15 protein-coding genes are annotated in these 16,812 nt (G+C 38.5%); 5 read left to right on the top strand and 10 right to left on the bottom strand.

Going from position 1 to position 16,812, the window contains the following annotated elements; translation table 11 throughout:
* Positions 1 to 2 precede the first annotated feature (2 nt).
* Together MKY07_RS15070 and MKY07_RS15075 are read right to left on the bottom strand one after the other, a co-directional pair.
* A complete protein-coding gene (locus tag MKY07_RS15070; RefSeq protein WP_008406033.1) occupies positions 3 to 1,988 on the bottom strand; it encodes a TRAP transporter permease in 1,986 nt (661 codons plus the stop codon).
* A gap of 23 nt (positions 1,989 to 2,011) precedes the next feature.
* Positions 2,012 to 3,016: a TAXI family TRAP transporter solute-binding subunit gene (locus tag MKY07_RS15075; RefSeq protein ID WP_339262877.1), complete on the bottom strand. Its 1,005-nt coding sequence runs from the start codon at positions 3,014 to 3,016 to the stop codon at positions 2,012 to 2,014.
* Positions 3,017 to 3,282: 266 nt separating this feature from the next.
* Between MKY07_RS15075 and MKY07_RS15080 the strand changes: the two genes are divergently transcribed.
* From MKY07_RS15080 to MKY07_RS15095, 4 genes are all read left to right on the top strand, one after another.
* Complete coding sequence (locus MKY07_RS15080; protein ID WP_014822993.1) at positions 3,283 to 3,666, top strand: MerR family transcriptional regulator; 384 nt, start codon at positions 3,283 to 3,285, stop codon at positions 3,664 to 3,666.
* Complete coding sequence (locus tag MKY07_RS15085) at positions 3,663 to 5,174, top strand: AMP-binding protein (RefSeq protein ID WP_339262879.1); 1,512 nt, start codon at positions 3,663 to 3,665, stop codon at positions 5,172 to 5,174. Before MKY07_RS15080 ends, MKY07_RS15085 begins: the two co-directional genes overlap by 4 nt.
* Positions 5,155 to 6,807: an acyl-CoA dehydrogenase family protein gene (locus MKY07_RS15090; protein WP_339262881.1), complete on the top strand. Its 1,653-nt coding sequence runs from the start codon at positions 5,155 to 5,157 to the stop codon at positions 6,805 to 6,807. Before MKY07_RS15085 ends, MKY07_RS15090 begins: the two co-directional genes overlap by 20 nt.
* Before the next feature lie 379 nt (positions 6,808 to 7,186).
* A complete protein-coding gene (locus MKY07_RS15095; RefSeq protein ID WP_339262883.1) occupies positions 7,187 to 7,717 on the top strand; it encodes a hypothetical protein in 531 nt (176 codons plus the stop codon).
* 58 nt (positions 7,718 to 7,775) lie between these two features.
* Here MKY07_RS15095 and MKY07_RS15100 read toward each other — a convergent pair whose 3' ends face one another.
* From MKY07_RS15100 to MKY07_RS15115, 4 genes are all read right to left on the bottom strand, one after another.
* A complete protein-coding gene (locus MKY07_RS15100; RefSeq protein WP_065216898.1) occupies positions 7,776 to 8,126 on the bottom strand; it encodes a hypothetical protein in 351 nt (116 codons plus the stop codon).
* Positions 8,127 to 8,210: 84 nt separating this feature from the next.
* Positions 8,211 to 9,857: a M20/M25/M40 family metallo-hydrolase gene (locus tag MKY07_RS15105; protein ID WP_065216897.1), complete on the bottom strand. Its 1,647-nt coding sequence runs from the start codon at positions 9,855 to 9,857 to the stop codon at positions 8,211 to 8,213.
* 259 nt (positions 9,858 to 10,116) lie between these two features.
* Entirely contained in the window at positions 10,117 to 10,947 is an 831-nt protein-coding gene (locus MKY07_RS15110; protein ID WP_339262885.1) for an NAD(P)-dependent oxidoreductase, read from the bottom strand.
* Between the two features lie 138 nt (positions 10,948 to 11,085).
* Entirely contained in the window at positions 11,086 to 12,405 is a 1,320-nt protein-coding gene (locus tag MKY07_RS15115) for a GntP family permease (RefSeq protein WP_339262887.1), read from the bottom strand.
* 320 nt (positions 12,406 to 12,725) lie between these two features.
* Here MKY07_RS15115 and MKY07_RS15120 point away from each other — a divergent pair, with 320 nt between their 5' ends.
* The gene (locus MKY07_RS15120; protein WP_339262889.1) at positions 12,726 to 13,613 is read left to right on the top strand and encodes a LysR family transcriptional regulator; all 888 of its coding nucleotides are present in this window, start codon (positions 12,726 to 12,728) and stop codon (positions 13,611 to 13,613) included.
* A 115-nt stretch (positions 13,614 to 13,728) separates the two neighbouring features.
* Here MKY07_RS15120 and MKY07_RS15125 read toward each other — a convergent pair whose 3' ends face one another.
* Genes MKY07_RS15125 through MKY07_RS15140 form a run of 4 tightly spaced genes read right to left on the bottom strand, consistent with a single transcriptional unit; the run spans position 13,729 to position 16,781 of the window.
* A complete protein-coding gene (locus MKY07_RS15125) occupies positions 13,729 to 14,886 on the bottom strand; it encodes a hypothetical protein (protein ID WP_339262891.1) in 1,158 nt (385 codons plus the stop codon).
* A gap of 14 nt (positions 14,887 to 14,900) precedes the next feature.
* Positions 14,901 to 15,725, bottom strand: coding sequence for a hypothetical protein (locus MKY07_RS15130; RefSeq protein WP_339262893.1), 825 nt, complete (start codon positions 15,723 to 15,725; stop codon positions 14,901 to 14,903).
* Positions 15,722 to 16,411, bottom strand: a complete 690-nt coding sequence (locus tag MKY07_RS15135) for an ABC transporter ATP-binding protein (protein ID WP_065216892.1) — start codon at positions 16,409 to 16,411, stop codon at positions 15,722 to 15,724. The genes MKY07_RS15130 and MKY07_RS15135 overlap by 4 nt, the downstream gene beginning before the upstream one ends.
* Positions 16,404 to 16,781 carry a GntR family transcriptional regulator gene (locus tag MKY07_RS15140; RefSeq protein ID WP_339262895.1) on the bottom strand — a complete coding sequence of 126 codons (378 nt, stop codon included), beginning with the start codon at positions 16,779 to 16,781 and terminating at the stop codon, positions 16,404 to 16,406. Before MKY07_RS15140 ends, MKY07_RS15135 begins: the two co-directional genes overlap by 8 nt.
* Positions 16,782 to 16,812: the final 31 nt, after the last annotated feature.

Genomic DNA, 16,812 nt, shown 5'->3' on the forward strand with positions numbered 1-16,812 from the left:
TCCTATCTTTCAACAGATAAATTATTAACTTGGGCATTCGCCTTTTTACCGCGTGGAATATGAATTGCTAATACTATTATAATAAGGGCGAGTCCGATTGCACTTGTAATTAATTCCGGAATAATAAGCAGAATTGACGCAATCCCCATTAGCATACGCTCCATCATATTCATACCTGTCGTAAAGAAATTAAATACTGCTGTTGATAATGCAAATACACCTAAAATGGATGTTGTAAATGCAAATGCTATTTGAAATATTGCATCTATACCTGTAGCATCTGTCTGCATGACAAGAGCCGGGTTGTATACAATCATGAACGGTAATAGGAATCCTGGTAAACAGAGTTTTACCGCTGTCCAAGATGTTTGCATCGCATCGGCTCTTGCTATACCTGCCGCTGTATAGGAGGCTAGTGCTACAGGTGGTGTAATATTTGAAAGTGCACCGAACCAGAATACAAAAAAATGTGCTGCAATCGGATTAACACCAGCTTCAATTAGGGCTGGCGCAGCTGCTACTGCAACGACAATATATAAAGCCGTTGATGGTAAGCCCATACTTAAAACAATACTAGTCACCATGACTAAGATTAAAATAATTGCTAAATTATTCCCCGAAATTTGAATAATGTTGTAGGCAAGAGTTGAACCTAAACCTGTCATCGTAATTACTGCAATGATAATCCCTACTGTTGCACAGGCTACCGCTACTTGGATCGAACCTCGTGCACCCTCAATTAATGCGTTTACAATTGATTTAATTCCAATACGGAATTCTTTGTCTTTCGTTAACCAGCTTGCTACAATACAAGCGAAAATCCCTGAAAAACCAGCTAATAGTGCTGTGAAACCTGTCATTAAAGTCACAATAACAATAACAATCGGTAAAATTAACACTCCGCGCGCTTTAATCACTTCGATAACATCTGGTATATTATCTTTACTAATCCCTTTTAATCCTTGCTTTTTCGCTTCAAGATCAATGGCAATTATGAGTGAAGCGTAGTAAAGAATTGCTGGTATAATTGCTGCCAAAACAATGACGTTGTACCCTACACCTAAGAAACCAGCCATAATGAATGCAGCAGCTCCCATTATTGGAGGCATAATCATCCCACCTGTTGAGGCAGTTGCTTCAACAGCTGCAGCAAAGCGTGGTTTTAAACCGATACTTTTCATTAAAGGAATTGTAAATGTTCCTGTAGTGGCAACGTTCGCTACAGCCGATCCGCTTAACATTCCTGTTAATGCTGAAGATAATACAGCTACTTGGGCAGGGCCACCGCGTCGTTGGCCTGCTATCGATAATGCTAAGTCATTAAACAGACGTGTTGCTCCACTCGCATTTAAAAAAGCACCAAATAAAATGAATATTACAATATAGGTCGTCGCAATCGAGAAGGTCATTCCGAATATACCTTCAGTTGTCATGTATAAACGATATAGTAAACGTTCGAAGCTAAACCCTGCATGTCCAAACATTCCTGGAAACCACGGACCAAAAAGTGCAAAGAATAAAGCAATTGCAGATAATATTGGAATAAATAAGCCAATCGTACGCCGTGAAACTTCAAGTAATACAACAATTGTAATGAATGCAAATACATAATCAATAAAGGTTGGCTCTGAGAATTTTACATTATGAATATTTGAGTAATTTAATAGGATGTAAGCTCCCCCAGCAAAACCAAATGCCGCCCATATATAATCTACAACTGTGATTTTTGTTTTACTCGATTTTTTAGTTGCTGGATAAAGTAAAAATGTCAGCACTAAAATAAATGTCAGGAAGATGGCATTACGGTATATTTCCTGGATATTCATTAAACTGTTTACGTATACCGAGAAGAATGCCAGTGCAAACAATAGTGCTGAAATAATAAAGCCAGTCTTACCTGTAAACGTACGTATTGCTCCACCAGCTTCTTTATCGTTTTCTAGTGTCTCTGCTACATCGAACTCTTCTACTTTTTTCTTAAAAATCATCATTACACCCCCATAATGGATTCTTATTGTTGACCTTCTGCTGCTTCAGGTGGAACTAAATGTTCCGGTATGTCTAAGCCAGCCTCCACAAAATATTTGTATGCTCCGATATGAAGTGGTGTTGGAAGACCATTTAATGCCGATTCTAATTGAATTTCAGTCGCTGAATTATGGATTTGATGTACTTTATCTAAATTTTCATAAATCGCCTTCGTTAACTTATAAACAAGATCCGCATCCATTTCTGCTGTTGTTGCTAAAAAGTTTGGCTGAGCAATCGTGTTAATTTCTTTATCAATTCCAGTGTACGTACCTGCCGGAATAACAAAACGGAACCATGTATTAAAAATACTATTAATGCTATCAAGCTGTTCATCTGTGACATCAAGAACAGACGCTTTAACACCTGACGCAGCCATATCCATTATTGATGAAACCGGTACACCTGCCGGTAAAGATCCTCCATCTAATCGCCCGTCGCGCATAGCTGAAATGGTGTCATCATACCCTAAATATTCTGGCGTGATGTCTTTTTTCGTTAAACCAAGTCCTTCCATAATAACGATTGTTGATTGCTCCGTTCCTGATGCTTGCGGGCCTACAGAGAATGATTTCCCGTCAATATCTGAAATCGTTCCTGTGTCTATTTCCTTATCCATTAATACGAAGTGCTCAACATTTGACCAAAGCATGGAGATTGAACGTAAATCCTTATAAGGTCGTCCTTCAAAGTTTCCTCCACGCCCTTCATATGCCTGCGCACCTATCAACCCTTGAAGGATCGCTACTTTTGCTTCTTCATTTTTTAATAGCTGGATATTTTCTACTGACCCTGCTGATGATTGACCTGTCCCCTTAACATTGTCTTCAACTAAGATTTCAGTCCATAAATTTCCTAGTCCAACCCCAATTGGATAATAAGTTCCCCCTGCTGATGCAGTTGCAATTGTTATGAATTCACGTCGTTTAATACACCCTGACAACACTAATGTTAGCGCTACCAAAAATAATAAAAGAGACTTTTTCATTTCATTCCCCCCGTTTATGAAAAGTTTTAAGCTTGTATGACAAGTTTACAAGTAGAATATTATATTATCAATACTAAATATTCAGAATTTTAAATTTACCCAATTTTGCCTAGTAGTTAGTAAATATTATTTATATTTAAAGGACACCTTTCTAAAGCAAAGACCCATTCCTGTCTTTAATAAATATTTTTTCTCTTTTATTCTTTATTTCCCTTTAAATTGACGTTAACGTAAATGGTATACTTTCGCCAATGGGGGTGCCTTAGATGAAATCCATTAAAATGATCGCTAAAGAATACGCACTCACAACGAGAACATTGCGCTACTATGAAGAACTCGGGATTTTGAAACCGACACGACCTCATAATGGAATGCGCCACTATTCCAAACGAGAGGAGGCAAAGATCAAGTTAATTATCCGCGGAAAAAAGTATGGCTTTTCTATGGAAGAAATCAAGGAAATGATTTTGCTTTTTGACCTTGATCGTACTGGTATTAAACAGTTGGAGCGGACAATCGAATACGGTCAGCAAAAGTTAAGGGAAATTGATCAGAAGATTCAAGAGTTGTATGAAATCCGTCAAGATATCGAAAGGACGGAAGCTATTTTTCGGGAAAAACTAATTCTATTATTGGAGGACCAATCATGAATATTTCTAATCTGTTAGCTCGTCATGCAAGAAAGTATCCGAATCAAATTGCTGTCATTAGTCTCGGTCAGGAAACGACGTATCAACAATTGGATGAACAAGTAAATAAAATCGCCGGCTCATTGCGTGCAAACGGAATTGTTAAAGGTGATAAAGTCGGGATTTTCATGCCGAACGTGAAAGAGTTTGTCGCACTTTACTTTGCCATTCAGCGTATTGGTGCAGTTGTAGTTCCGATTAATGCCAAGTTTGTCACGCGTGAAATTGAATATGTGCTCAATCATAGTGATGCAAAGGCGATCTTTGTACATGAGCTGATTTTCGAACAGGCTGCTACGATTATGTTCAACGGTCTGAAAGTAAAAACAGGTCCTGTCATTCATGATTGGCAAAGCTTCAATCAATTTGAGGCTGAAGGTAATGAGGTTGTTTGCTGTGATTTAGTGGAAGATGATCTTTCTACTTTACTTTATACTTCGGGCACAACCGGCAATCCAAAAGGTGTTTTACTGACAAACCGCAATGTACTTGCTGTATCGCATATGATTGCCATTGAAATGGAAGTAAAACCTGAAAGCCGAATGCTGATTATGATGCCGTTAACTCATTCTGCTCCATTGAATTTATTTTTAGTTACAGCTGTTTTAGTCGGGGCTACCGCTGTACTCACACCAACGTTTACGCCTGACTTATTAATAGATACAGTAGAAAAATACAAAACGACACACTTCTTCGGCGCACCTGTTGCCTATCTTTTAACTGCTGGCTCACCGCGCATCGCAAATGCGGACCTTTCGTCAATGAAATGGTGGGTTTACGGAGGGGCACCGCTGTCTGAAAAAGAAGTCGTCTATATTCAACAGCAGTTCAATACCGAAAATTTAGTATGTGTGTACGGTTTAACGGAAGCGGGTCCGAGCGGATCGATTCTACACGCAGCCGACCATCCTCATAAAGCAGGCAGTATCGGAAAGCGTGCACCATTTGGAACAGAGCTGCGTGTTATTAATTCACTCAATGAAAATGTTGCTCCAGGTGAAATTGGTGAAATCATTTTATATGGTGAAGGTAATATGAAAGAGTACTATAAAAACCCGGATGAAACTAAGAACATTTTCATCGATGGCTGGGTACGTTCAGGCGATTTAGCCCGCATTGACGAGGAAGGCTATATTTACATTGTTGACCGTAAAAAAGATGTAATTATTTCCGGCGGCGTCAATATTTATCCGAAAGAAATTGAAGATCAATTATTGCAGCACGAGACTATTTTTGAAGTTGCGGTGTTCGGCGTGCCGCATCCTGAATGGGGGGAAACAGTAAAAGCGGTTTACTGTGCGAAAGTCCCTGTTTCCGAGCAGGAAATTCGAGAGCATTTAGAAAATAGACTTGCCGCGTTTAAAATACCGAAAATTTATGAACAAGTTGAAGCACTTCCGCGCAATGCTTCCGGAAAAATATTAAAACAACAGCTAAGAGGTGAAGCAAATGCAAGTGTTAGCCAATAAACATGAAAAAAACCAAAATTTTTATGAGTTTGATCAAACATTGCATCAGCTACTACAGCAAAAGCTTTCTCCGTCTTTTTACCGTTATGCCGATGAGCAGCTGACAGCATTCGGTGCGCTTTGTGCAGGACCAATTGATACCCGTGCCAAAGTGACAGACCGTGAAGGTGAACCGAGATTACGCCGCTATAATGCATACGGCGATGAAGTAAGTGAAGTCATTGTAAACGAAGGTTATAAACAAACGGTTGCCGAAACTTATGCAACAGGAATTGTTGGCTATGTGCATAAAGACATTCCGGAATTAGGTCATAAAGGCAATTATGTATACAGCTTTGCACAAGGTTATTTATTGTCGCAAACTGAGCCCGGCTTTTACTGTCCTGTTACATTGACGATGGCGACTGCGTATTTATTGGAGCACTATGCATCAGAAGAGCTGAAACAAAAGTTTATGCCGCACATCTGTGCAACAGGCGATACGGAGTTATTTGAAGGGGCTACGTTTTTAACAGAACGTCAAGGTGGATCTGATGTCGGTGCGAATGTAGTGGAAGCGCGATTGGATCAAGGTGAATGGCGTTTATACGGTGAAAAGTACTTTGCGTCGAATGCGGGTATGTGCGGAGTGGCAATGGTACTTGCACGCCAAACGACCAATTCCAAGCAAGGCTCGAAAGGCTTAACATTGTTTGCTGTACCGTGGCGTGAAGACAATGGTGAGCTTAATCACATTACAATCCGCCGTTTGAAAGATAAGCTTGGCGTAAAAGCGGTACCATCAGGTGAAGTTGAATTTAACGGTGCGAAAGCATATGTTGTCGGAGATCCGTCCAAAGGGATTTACTATATGCTCGAAGCACTCAACTTATCACGTATTTGCAATGCTGCAGCATCGGTTGGCATTATGAAACGTGCCCTTGATGAAGCAGTCCATTATACAAACGGACGTATCGCTTTTGGACAGACCGTTGCCGAGTTTCCGATGGTGCAGCATTCATTAGGCGCATTGCACGCAAAATGGCATGCATCACTTGTCGCGTTATTTGATTTAGTATCGCGCTATGATGAGGTTATCGGCGGTAATGCATCTGAAGACGAACAGCAAATCGTCCGCCTGTTAATTGCGTTAGTAAAAAAGGAAACGGCAGAATGGGCGATTGAATTTACCCATGAAGCAATTGAACTACATGGCGGCAACGGCTATATCGAGGATTTCGTACTCCCCCGTTTACTTCGGGATGCCCAAGTATTAACCGTTTGGGAAGGTACTGCGAACATATTGGCACACGAGCTCATTCGTCTTGTGCAAAAAAATGCACATATTACGCTCCTTCATGAACTACAGCAAACGAGCCATCCGTATTTGCAGCAGCTTGCCTCTGTCGTGGAGCAGCGTTTTGCAGTGTTTGTCACACTAGATCCGGCAATGCAAACGCTTGAAGCAAAACCGCTGATGCAACAGCTTGCTCGTCTATACGAAGCAGTTGTCGCAGTAAAGCATGCTGAATCGGCAGGTGAACGCGAGCAGATGCTGGCGGAAATTTATATCGAAGAACAATTTGATCAAAAGCCCTTTGGTGAAGTGCCGTTAGCAGTGAAAGGGTTTAAATTGTTGAATAGCGGTTATTGATTGGTTGAGTGAAACGCCTTGGTTATGTAGTTACCGGGCGTTTTTTGTTGGGCTGGATTATGTTGCCGGGGATTTGCGCCGGGGTGCACTAGAGTTTGGCCGAGTATTCTAATATAGTTACAGAAATTCTAATATCATTTTATTTGTTCTAATAAAGTTGCGATTTTCAAATTTATTCTCCAGTTGTTCTAATAAGGAATCGGTTTGTTCTAATATCACCTCCAGACTTTCCAATATCGGGTTGAGTTTTTCTGAAATCGTGTTCAATTGTTCTAATAAAAAAAGTGCGAGGAAAAAAGATTCCTTTTTTTAACTTTCTGTTGTCTAGTTACATAGTTTAATGGGTATGAGATTTTAGATAGGATATGGAGGATGGAAAATGATTCGATTATTAAAGAAAATGAACGGCGGCACACAATTTTGGCAAGCCTGGAAAGTGAATAAGCAGATTCATATATTATCCGGGATATTAGGAGAACAAGGTAAGGAGGAGGAACTGCCGTTAGGATTTTTTCAAAGTTCTAAACGTGTCATGGAAAAACTGGCAGCAGAGAAGGTCAATCAAGGCTATGAATATGTAGATCACGGTTCTTTAATTAAAATTGCTGTTCAATACCGTTATGAACAGGAAGAGCAGTTTGAAGAAGCGGAAGAAAAAAGCTTGTTCGTGGAGGATTTGTTAGATGATATTTTGCACGAAACTGGTAACGGCGAGCTTTATGGCTCCGAAATCGGGGATGGTACCGGCATTACGTTCTGCCTCGTTGTTGATTTAGGATTAGCACTGAGATCAATCTTAACAGTACTAACCAAACATCAAGTAATTGATGGAGCGGAAATTGCCTATTTAAATGATGAAGAGACCTATATTGGCATTTATCCTGAAGGCATAGTGTTTGAGCTCGTATAAATAAAATAAGGGTGTGAACCATATAAAACACTGTCCACACCCGTTATATCTTTAAAGTTTACTTCACTTCTTCAATCGCTTCCATTAAAGCAGGAAATAACTTTGCATCGTCTGCATCTTCATCTGTTACTTCATTTAAAATCTCAAAATCATCTGCATCGATGACAAATAGGCTCATGCCTTCTTTTAAAAATTCATCGGCTTCTACTTCACCTTCGTAATATTGATACGTTGCTAATACGATGTTTGAACCTTCTTCTTCATCAAAGAAGAAATAAAGCTTTTCCGTGTTGCCGTATACTTCTTCCAAAACATCTTCCAGCGCTTCCGTACCTTTACTCCACTTCACTTCATTATTTATTGTCGCTGCCACGAGCGATTCTAATAGTTCGTCTACTGTATTTGTCATAATAAGCCTCCAACTCCGCTCTATATGGCGGTTAGTATTCCCACTGTAACATAAATCTAACGTTAAAACGTTAAAGGCAGAATATTATTTGCTCACGATTTGTTCGTTCACCTCGTAATGTGCTGCGAATAACTTTTCGATCGTCAAATCCAGTAAACCGACTAATGTTTCAAATGCAAAATCCGCGTCCAGCCGTTCCGTCCATTTATGCGGGTCTCTCCCTACCGGACCGATGTTCAGCACCGGTACATTCAGCTTTTTCATATCCCCGATCGGCAGCGAGTAGCCTTTATCCCAAACCGGCATATTGTTTATAAGCGACGCAATCGAACTGTTTTCATAGTTTAGTCCTACATAGCTTAAATCCGATATTCCGGCAAAGTAGTTTTGAATAGTAAACTCCATATTAAAAGTTTCATGCGTGTATTGCTTCAACTCATTTACAAGGTTGCTGATGAGTCCATTTTTGCCCGAACTGATTGCAGGATAAAATGGCGGCGCAAAGAAAATGACAATCATCGGTGCCAGTTCATTACATAACGCAGCTAATTGATCGACTAGATCAATTGTTCGTTTCCGATCATCTTTTTCGCTGTCCCGATTTGATAGAAGCCCTTCAACTTTTTCCTCACCGTATTTCTCCAGCGCATATTCATAAATTTCCTCATACGTCATGACCTTCACTTTTAATTGCTGCGGTGTAAATTCCGTATGCTGTGAGTACTTCGAAGCTTTGTTCATATAGGACTGTTCAATTTCATTTGCCACTTTGATCGCTTTTTGCTGGAGCAATGAAACAACGTCTGTCATGCTTCTTTCAAATAAAAATAAATTAAACAGCGTCACAGCACGGTGTGAAATTTGTGTGGAATACTCCGTTTTCAAGTCACGGTAAATTAAATTTGTTGGTGGCGGTGTAATTTCCTCGTCCACTTTTTCACAAAAGTCCGTATTTAATTCCATTTCAGCTGTGATTACCGATGCCATATAATTTGCATTCAATCCACCAAATGGTTCCCCTACATGGGTTTCCTTCCCGTAGCACAAAAACCCCGGCAAAGCCTTTCCGATCGACCCGGTATAAAAGTAATTGTTTTTATCCCCCGGAAAATTACTGAACATCGGCTCTGAATTTAAAATCGTTGTGTATTCAAGATGATGCTCTTCCGAAAGTTCCACCAGTTTTGGAACCGCTGCTCGCATTCCTTCAGAGTTTACTTCTTCATCTGGTACGGTCAACAAAAGTATGTTGCCGTCATACTCTCCGAACGTTGCCTGTTCAACAATCGACATATGCAGTACAAGCCCGCATTTCATATCCATTGTCCCTCTCCCGAATAGCCAGTTACCGCTCTCCATATCAAGTCGCACTGCTTCAGGCAATTCGTTTTTTATCGAGTTAAACTGTTCCGTTAGTTTCTCAGGATCGAAAGCATACTGTTTCCATTTTCCGTAGTCCTGCACATCCACTACATCAAAGTGACTAATTAATACAATTGTTTTTTTTGTATCTGGAGATTTTTTGACCAACGCGTTAATAAAACTGCGCCCGTCACTCAAATATGTTCGATTTAAATGGCCAGGGTTTTCTTTGAAATACACCAGCTCCGACAGTTTATTCACTACAATATCAGGGAATTCCTTTTCTGCCTGTGAACCTGAAACACTTTGCACTTGTACAAGTTCACATAATAATTGCCTTAACTGCTCTTTGCTCTTCCATTTAAACACAACATACCCTCTCCTTTGTCTAATTCTAGCTGTCTCTCTATGTCGCCTCATTTTCCTCAGTGTAAATAAATGTGAATATTCAGTCAATCATTTGTTTAAGACTATACTATTCTTCGAGAGTTGAAATTGGTGTTGGGTATAAAGAAAAAGTTGAAGTTTGCTTAAGGATTAAATACTCTCGGTAAACGAACATACCTCTATGAAGATAATAAATCCCGCTAACATAAAAGATAGCGGGATTTGTTACGTACATCTAAGTTTATTTCTTTTCTTTACCCATTGAATGGAATAATTGAATTGAAGATAATGCGTTAAATGGCATTTCTAAGTTGTTGTTAATGCTTTCTTCGTAAGTTGCTTTTAAGTCTTTTTGTAATACTGCTAATGCTGTGTCTGCAGTCCACTCAGATACATCTGACCAGTTACGTGCTACCCAGCTGTCGCCAGTACTTACTTGTAATAACTTAATAATTTCTTCATGTGGTAATCCGTAGTGGTTACCTAATTTTAAGCCTTCTGCAATAGCATTCATGTTGATACCTAAGATCATGTTGTTTACTAATTTCGCTACTTGGCTGTTACCTGCTTCAGAACCGTAGTAGAAAGTGTTTGAGCCCATAGCATCGAAGTATGGAGTGAAACCTTTCACGATTTCTTCTGCACCTGAAGTCATGATTGATAATGTACCAGCAGCTGCACCTGATGCACCGCCGGAAACTGCAGCACTGATTAATTTTAAGCCGCTTTCCGTTTCAACACGGTTGCCTAATTCGTTCATAGCATCAGGAGAAAGAGTACTCATAACGATTACTGTTTTACCAGCAGTGTTTTCAGCTGAAAGGATACCATTATCACCGAAAATAACGTCTACGTTTTGTGCATAGTCACGAACCATTGAAATGATTGCTTCGTCAGCTAATTCAGCAACTTCTTTCACTGTATCTACCATTGTGAAACCAGCAGCTTCAGCTTTCTCGTAAACACCTTTCCAAGCGTCAAAGCCGATGACTTCAAATCCAGCTTTCTTTAAGTTAGCCGCCATCGGGAAGCCCATAGTTCCTAATCCGATAAATCCAATTTTTTTAGCCATTACAAATTCCTCCAAAAAATATATTTGATAAGACGATGATTTATAAAATTCAACTTCTTTTCATACTTAATTCATCAACTTCGCATCAGCGGACACGCCCCTGAATGAAAATAAAGCGTTTTCAAAAATTCACTTTGCTTAAGCTAAGCCCATTACCGCCATAATAACGACAATCGCCATTGCTACCCAGTGTGTGACACAGACAGAAATGAAACCATTTTTAAACGACTCTTTCATCGATAACCCTGTGATTCTGTTGAAAATCAGCAAGAATCCAGAATAAGGAACGATGGAAAGTGACACGGAACCAATTGCAACTGCACGGTGAATTGTTTCTGGATCTAAGCCTAGTTCTAAATAATATGGTACAAAGTTTGCGATCGAAATGCCGATTGCCCCTACAGCAGATGCTGTAATACCACCGATTAAACCAGTACCTACCATTAAAGAAAGAACTGGTGGTCCAGGAATCGACTGAATTAACGAGAAGATACCTTTGAATGCTGGTACACCTGTTGCAATACTACCGAATGCGATTGTACTACCTGTTGTAATTGTTGAACCAACAGATTCATTTGCACCGTCACTAAGTAATTCTTTTTGATTCTTAATTTGTTTTCGGAATAATACAGCACTTAAAAGAATCGCGATAATTAATGCAATAAAAATAATGTAGTTTACTTTACTGAAGATTAGGATTGTACCTAATAACACAATGATTGGCAGTAAACTGATGAAGAATGACGGAAGTTCACGTTTTTGTTCAGTAGGAGATTCTACTGCAGCAAAGTGATCTTCAAATACTTCATTTTTACTTAAGCTGCGGTTCAGAACAATTTTCATAAATACTAAAATGAAAATGATTGCAGCGATAGAAGTCACAATACCGATTAATGGTGCTGCCGTTAATGTTGTACCTAAAGCTGTTGAAGGAACAATGTTATGCAGTGAAGGTGCACCAGGAAGCATCGTCATTGTGAATGTTGTCGTACCGCCAAACACCGGAATAATAACCAATTTCCATGAAATATTTAATTGCTGGAAAATCGGTCTAGCCATTGGAACTAAAGCGAAAATAATAACGAATACGTTAATACCACCGTAAGTTAAAATGGCAGAAATAATAAATAATGCTACTAACGCGTTATATGGGTTTTTCGTACCAACTATTGACAAGATTCTATTTGCAATCGATACAGTGGCACCACCCACATCCATGTACTTCGCTAAAATCGATCCTAATAGGAAAATCGCGAAGTTCGATGCAACGAAGCCGGCAAGGAACGTCATGTACGAATTTTCTTTACCAAATACCGATTCAAGTATCGGCACATCGTTAAACAGTAGAAGAACAATTGTAGCAATTGGTGCTTCAACAATAATGTTGTGCTTCTTAACGATAAAGAGAATAACTGTTAGAATCCCTAACAAAATCCCTATAATTCCTAAAATATTCATTATGATTAACCTCGTGTTCTATTATAAATTTTTTAGATTGTGCATTTGATTAATGCAAGATGTTTGCCTTAATGACCTCCTTAATAATTAATGGGAATGTAAAAAGATAAATCTCGAATTAGTAGTTCAATTCGAGATAAAGTGAATGGTAAAATGAAAATTTATTGTAAATTACAATAAACTATTAACATTTTCGAACAAGGTGGAAAAATATTCACAACTCGTACACATTTAGTATACAACCGCCCTTATATTGAGTAAAATTCATAGTTAGAATATAATGTATGCATAAAATTCATAGTTAGGAGGAGACATACTAAATGGATATTCGCCAACTTACTTACTTCATTGAAGTAGCAAAGTATAAAAGTTTTACAAAAGCTTCAAAGTCTCTCCACTTATCCCAGTCAACACTGAGTAAAGTAGTGAAAAGTTTGGAGGAGGAATTGAATGTGGAGCTGATCGACCGCTCTGCAAAGAAAATTAAGTTAACGGAAGCCGGAGAGATTATATTGGCGGAAGGCGAAAAGATAATGGAATCATTGGATGATATATCCGTTCACCTCTATGATTTGATGAATTTGAGAAAGGGAAAAATTAGAATGGGGATTCCACCCATTATCGGATTTTTATTTTTTCCGAAAATTATTAAAGAATTTAACAAGCTATATCCCGATATTAAAATTCAAATATTCGAGGATGATTCAAAAACGGTCAAACAAAACGTTATGGAGGGCAGTTTGGATATAGGTGTTGCAATGCTGCCGGCAAATGAAAAAGAGTTTAATGTCGTACCATTCCTAAGTAACGAACTTTCGCTTTTCGTTCACCATACACACCCTTTAGCAGACCGGGAACAAGTGGATTTAATCGAGCTGGAACATGAAACGTTTATATTGATAAAACAAAAATTATTCCATGATCTTATTATCCAGCAATGTTTGCATGTCGGGTTCCATCCGGAAGTTGCTTTTGAAAGTTCGGAGTGGGAATTCATCAGCGGCATGATCAGCGAAAATTTAGGTGTTTCAATTTTACCGAAACCAATGGAAACAAAAGTTGATTATCAATTAATCAAGTCGATTCCAATTGTAAACCCGAAACTCCCTTGGAATCTCGGTCTCCATACAAATAAAAAGAAAAACCCGTCCCCTGCTGTTCGTGCTTTCCTGAAGTTTATGGAAGAGAAGCTGCCATACGAGCTGTAGCCAAAAAAAACGCTTAATCGAGGCCTGCCGGAGATTTTCCGCACATGCCAGGATTAAGCGTCTTTCTATTATATAACTCTGAAATCTGTTGGTAGCCAAATTCAATGAGTCACTTTTATTTTGATAGATCATAAAAATTACTTACCCAAATATTGTATTTTTGTTTTGAATTAGAAAGCTTTCCTTCATATAGTAATATCCCTTTTTCTATATCGAAAATTTGGATCATATAATCGGTATCCATTCCATTCATCACGTATAATTTTCCGTTTTGTGCAGACATACCATTAAGTTCATTATTCAAATTCATCGGTTGTGGTAAATTCACAGGATCAAGCCATCGCTGCTGTCCGATATTGTAGCGGTGAATTACCTTTTCGGTACTAGTTGAATATGCGATAACTAAATAATTATCATCTACTGAAATAGATTGCAGTTTTTGATCTAAGCCCTCTGGTAACTGAATAGCTGCCACTTCATTTGTTTCTATATTGAAAGCGTGGAACTGACGTGAAAGTAAATTATATTCCGGGTTTTTTAAATCATAAGAATCCACTGAATAAATATGGTATTTTTCATGACCGAAATTATAATCCGTATTATAGGAATTTATACTGGTACTAGTGTTTTCATCATTTGCCACTTCGTCAATTAAGCTTTCGCTCAACAACTGTTGTTTTTTTAAATCTATAATAACAAGATACAATTGTTCACTTCCATATTGATCTACTTGCCTTACAAGAAGTTTCAACTCATTATCGACAACAGTTAGATTGCTAAAATATACCCAATTCAATCTGCTTTTCAATTGGGATTGGATTTCAAAAGAACTCGTCGTATCCTTCACTTTATCCAATACATCAATCTTATAGCTATATGTTTCCCCTTCTTTTACCTTCCAAGCTTCTTCTGGGTCTTTCACATATACAAGCTTCGTGTCGTCTTCAAAATAATTATTTGCAAGAAGTGCTTTTCCGCGCATAAAGTTTTTATGCTCGTCAATAAGGTTCTGAAATACTAGCGGTCTTTTATTATAATCGGAAGAATCCCTTAATATTGTTTCTTCTTCATTAATAAGAACTGAACCATGTACTCCCCCATACTCAACATTTGCTTCGATGACAAGCGAATCTAAATATTTGTCATCACCAGAAATTTTATCAAATGTAAATTGATAATCGGTATTTTTCGCATTTACTACCTGTATATAGTGCACGCTTAACGATACAACGATTACTCCTGCAATTAAAAGAAGCTGCCAATATTTTTTCATGTATTTTCCCTCCTCTACACATTAATCTTTCGGTTTAATAAATGGTCTGCCAAATAAACAGCAAGGGCGATTGCTAAAATACTGCTCCCAATTGTCATTAAAACAATTTCATTCAAGTAAAAGTAATCGGTAATTATTTGAATAATAACCGGAATGATAATAATAATTACTGAAATAACAATATAAATTATTGCAAAGAATATTCCTTTAAGTTGGTAGCTTCGTTCAAATAAAACGGCAGTAAAAATGATTGCTACAAGCGTTGCCCCTAGTCCGTAATAAAATATAAATTGTAACAGTGAATTCGGGTACAAGATTTGCAGCACCTCGGAAGAATAAAAATAAATATCACTTGGATCGAAGTACAATTGTTCCGGGACAATCAATCGAATAACTCGTTTCACAACTTCCAACAAGATGATTTGCATCCCTAGTAAACCGAAAACAAGAAGTAAAATCGTTGTCAATTTGGCGAAATACACATTTCTGCGTGCTGTAGGGAGCATAAGCAAACGATAAATCACCGATGATTTTCCTAACCAGTCACGATACCAAATAAAAAATACATAAATCATAAGTACAGCTGCTGCAAATGCAATAGATAGAATGAAGTATTCCGAATATAAAAAGTTCTGCAGTGAATACGCACTATAGTTTTGTATATAGTCGCTTACTGTTAATTGCTCACGCACCATCGTTTTCTCCGCATTGCTTACATAATGTAAAGACGTAATAATGGCACCGATAATTTGGGCTGCTACTACCGCAACGATTAAAGATAGAAAGAGTTTGCTGAATCGTTTCACTTCAAAATTGATGAGCTTTATATAATGATTCATCCGACATACACCTCCCGCATTACATCTACTACGGATTTGCCTTCTGTTTCCCGCATTTGTTCTACATTCATTTCTCTTAATACACGGCCGTCTCCAATGAGCACCGCCTTGTCGATTAAATGTTCAATATCATTAATTTCATGTGTTGTAATAATGACGCCTCGGTTTTCGATTAAATGACTCGTAAAGACATTCGCAATTTGTTCTCTTGAAAAGATATCAATTCCGGAAAATGGCTCATCCATTAGTATGTAGTCTACATCCAATGCCAAGCCAAGCAGTAAATTGACTTTTGCCGTGTTCCCTTTTGACAAGCTTGAAATTTTATCGCTCGGATCCAGTTGGAAAAAGGCGAGAAGTTCTGTTGCCCGCTGTTCATTCCACACTTTATAAAAATCAGCCATAAACTCGAAGCTTTGTGCAATTGTATAATTTGGCGACATTGTCAGACGATCTGGAATATACGTAATTTTTTCGTACATATCTTTGCTGATTTTTTTGCCATCGATTAAAATTTCGCCACGGTCGATCGGAGTGAGTGCCATGATTGATTTCATAATGGTCGTTTTTCCGGCACCATTAATTCCGATCAGGCATGTAATTTCCCCTTTTTCAGCAGTAAAGCTCATATCCTTTAATACTTGCTTTCTTTTGTATCTTTTGGAGACATTTTTTACTTCAATCACGCTGCTCCGCCTCCTCATACTGTTTCTGGACGAGCTCCATTATTTCGGGAAGTGGCGCATTGATTGATTTTATTGAACTAATAAATACTTGCACCGCTTCACTAATTAATTCTTCTCGTACACTTTTTAGTACCGCTTCATCTTTCGTAATGCAACTCGGCATGTTTCCTTCTGTATAAATCAATTTCTGCTCCTCCATTTCCTTATAGGCACGCTGCACTGTATTCGGGTTGATTTTGAGCTGATTGGCCAACTCCCGTCTTGACGGAATGACGTGTCCCGGCGCAAATAAACCTTTTGCAATTTGTTCCTTAAAATGACGGATAACCTGCACGTATACAGGATCCCGGTTATTGAATTTCACATCCACCTTGTTCAGCTCCCTTCGTGTATTACTCACT

This window comes from Solibacillus sp. FSL W7-1472 (assembly GCF_037969775.1).
Lineage (GTDB): Bacteria > Bacillota > Bacilli > Bacillales_A > Planococcaceae > Solibacillus > Solibacillus silvestris.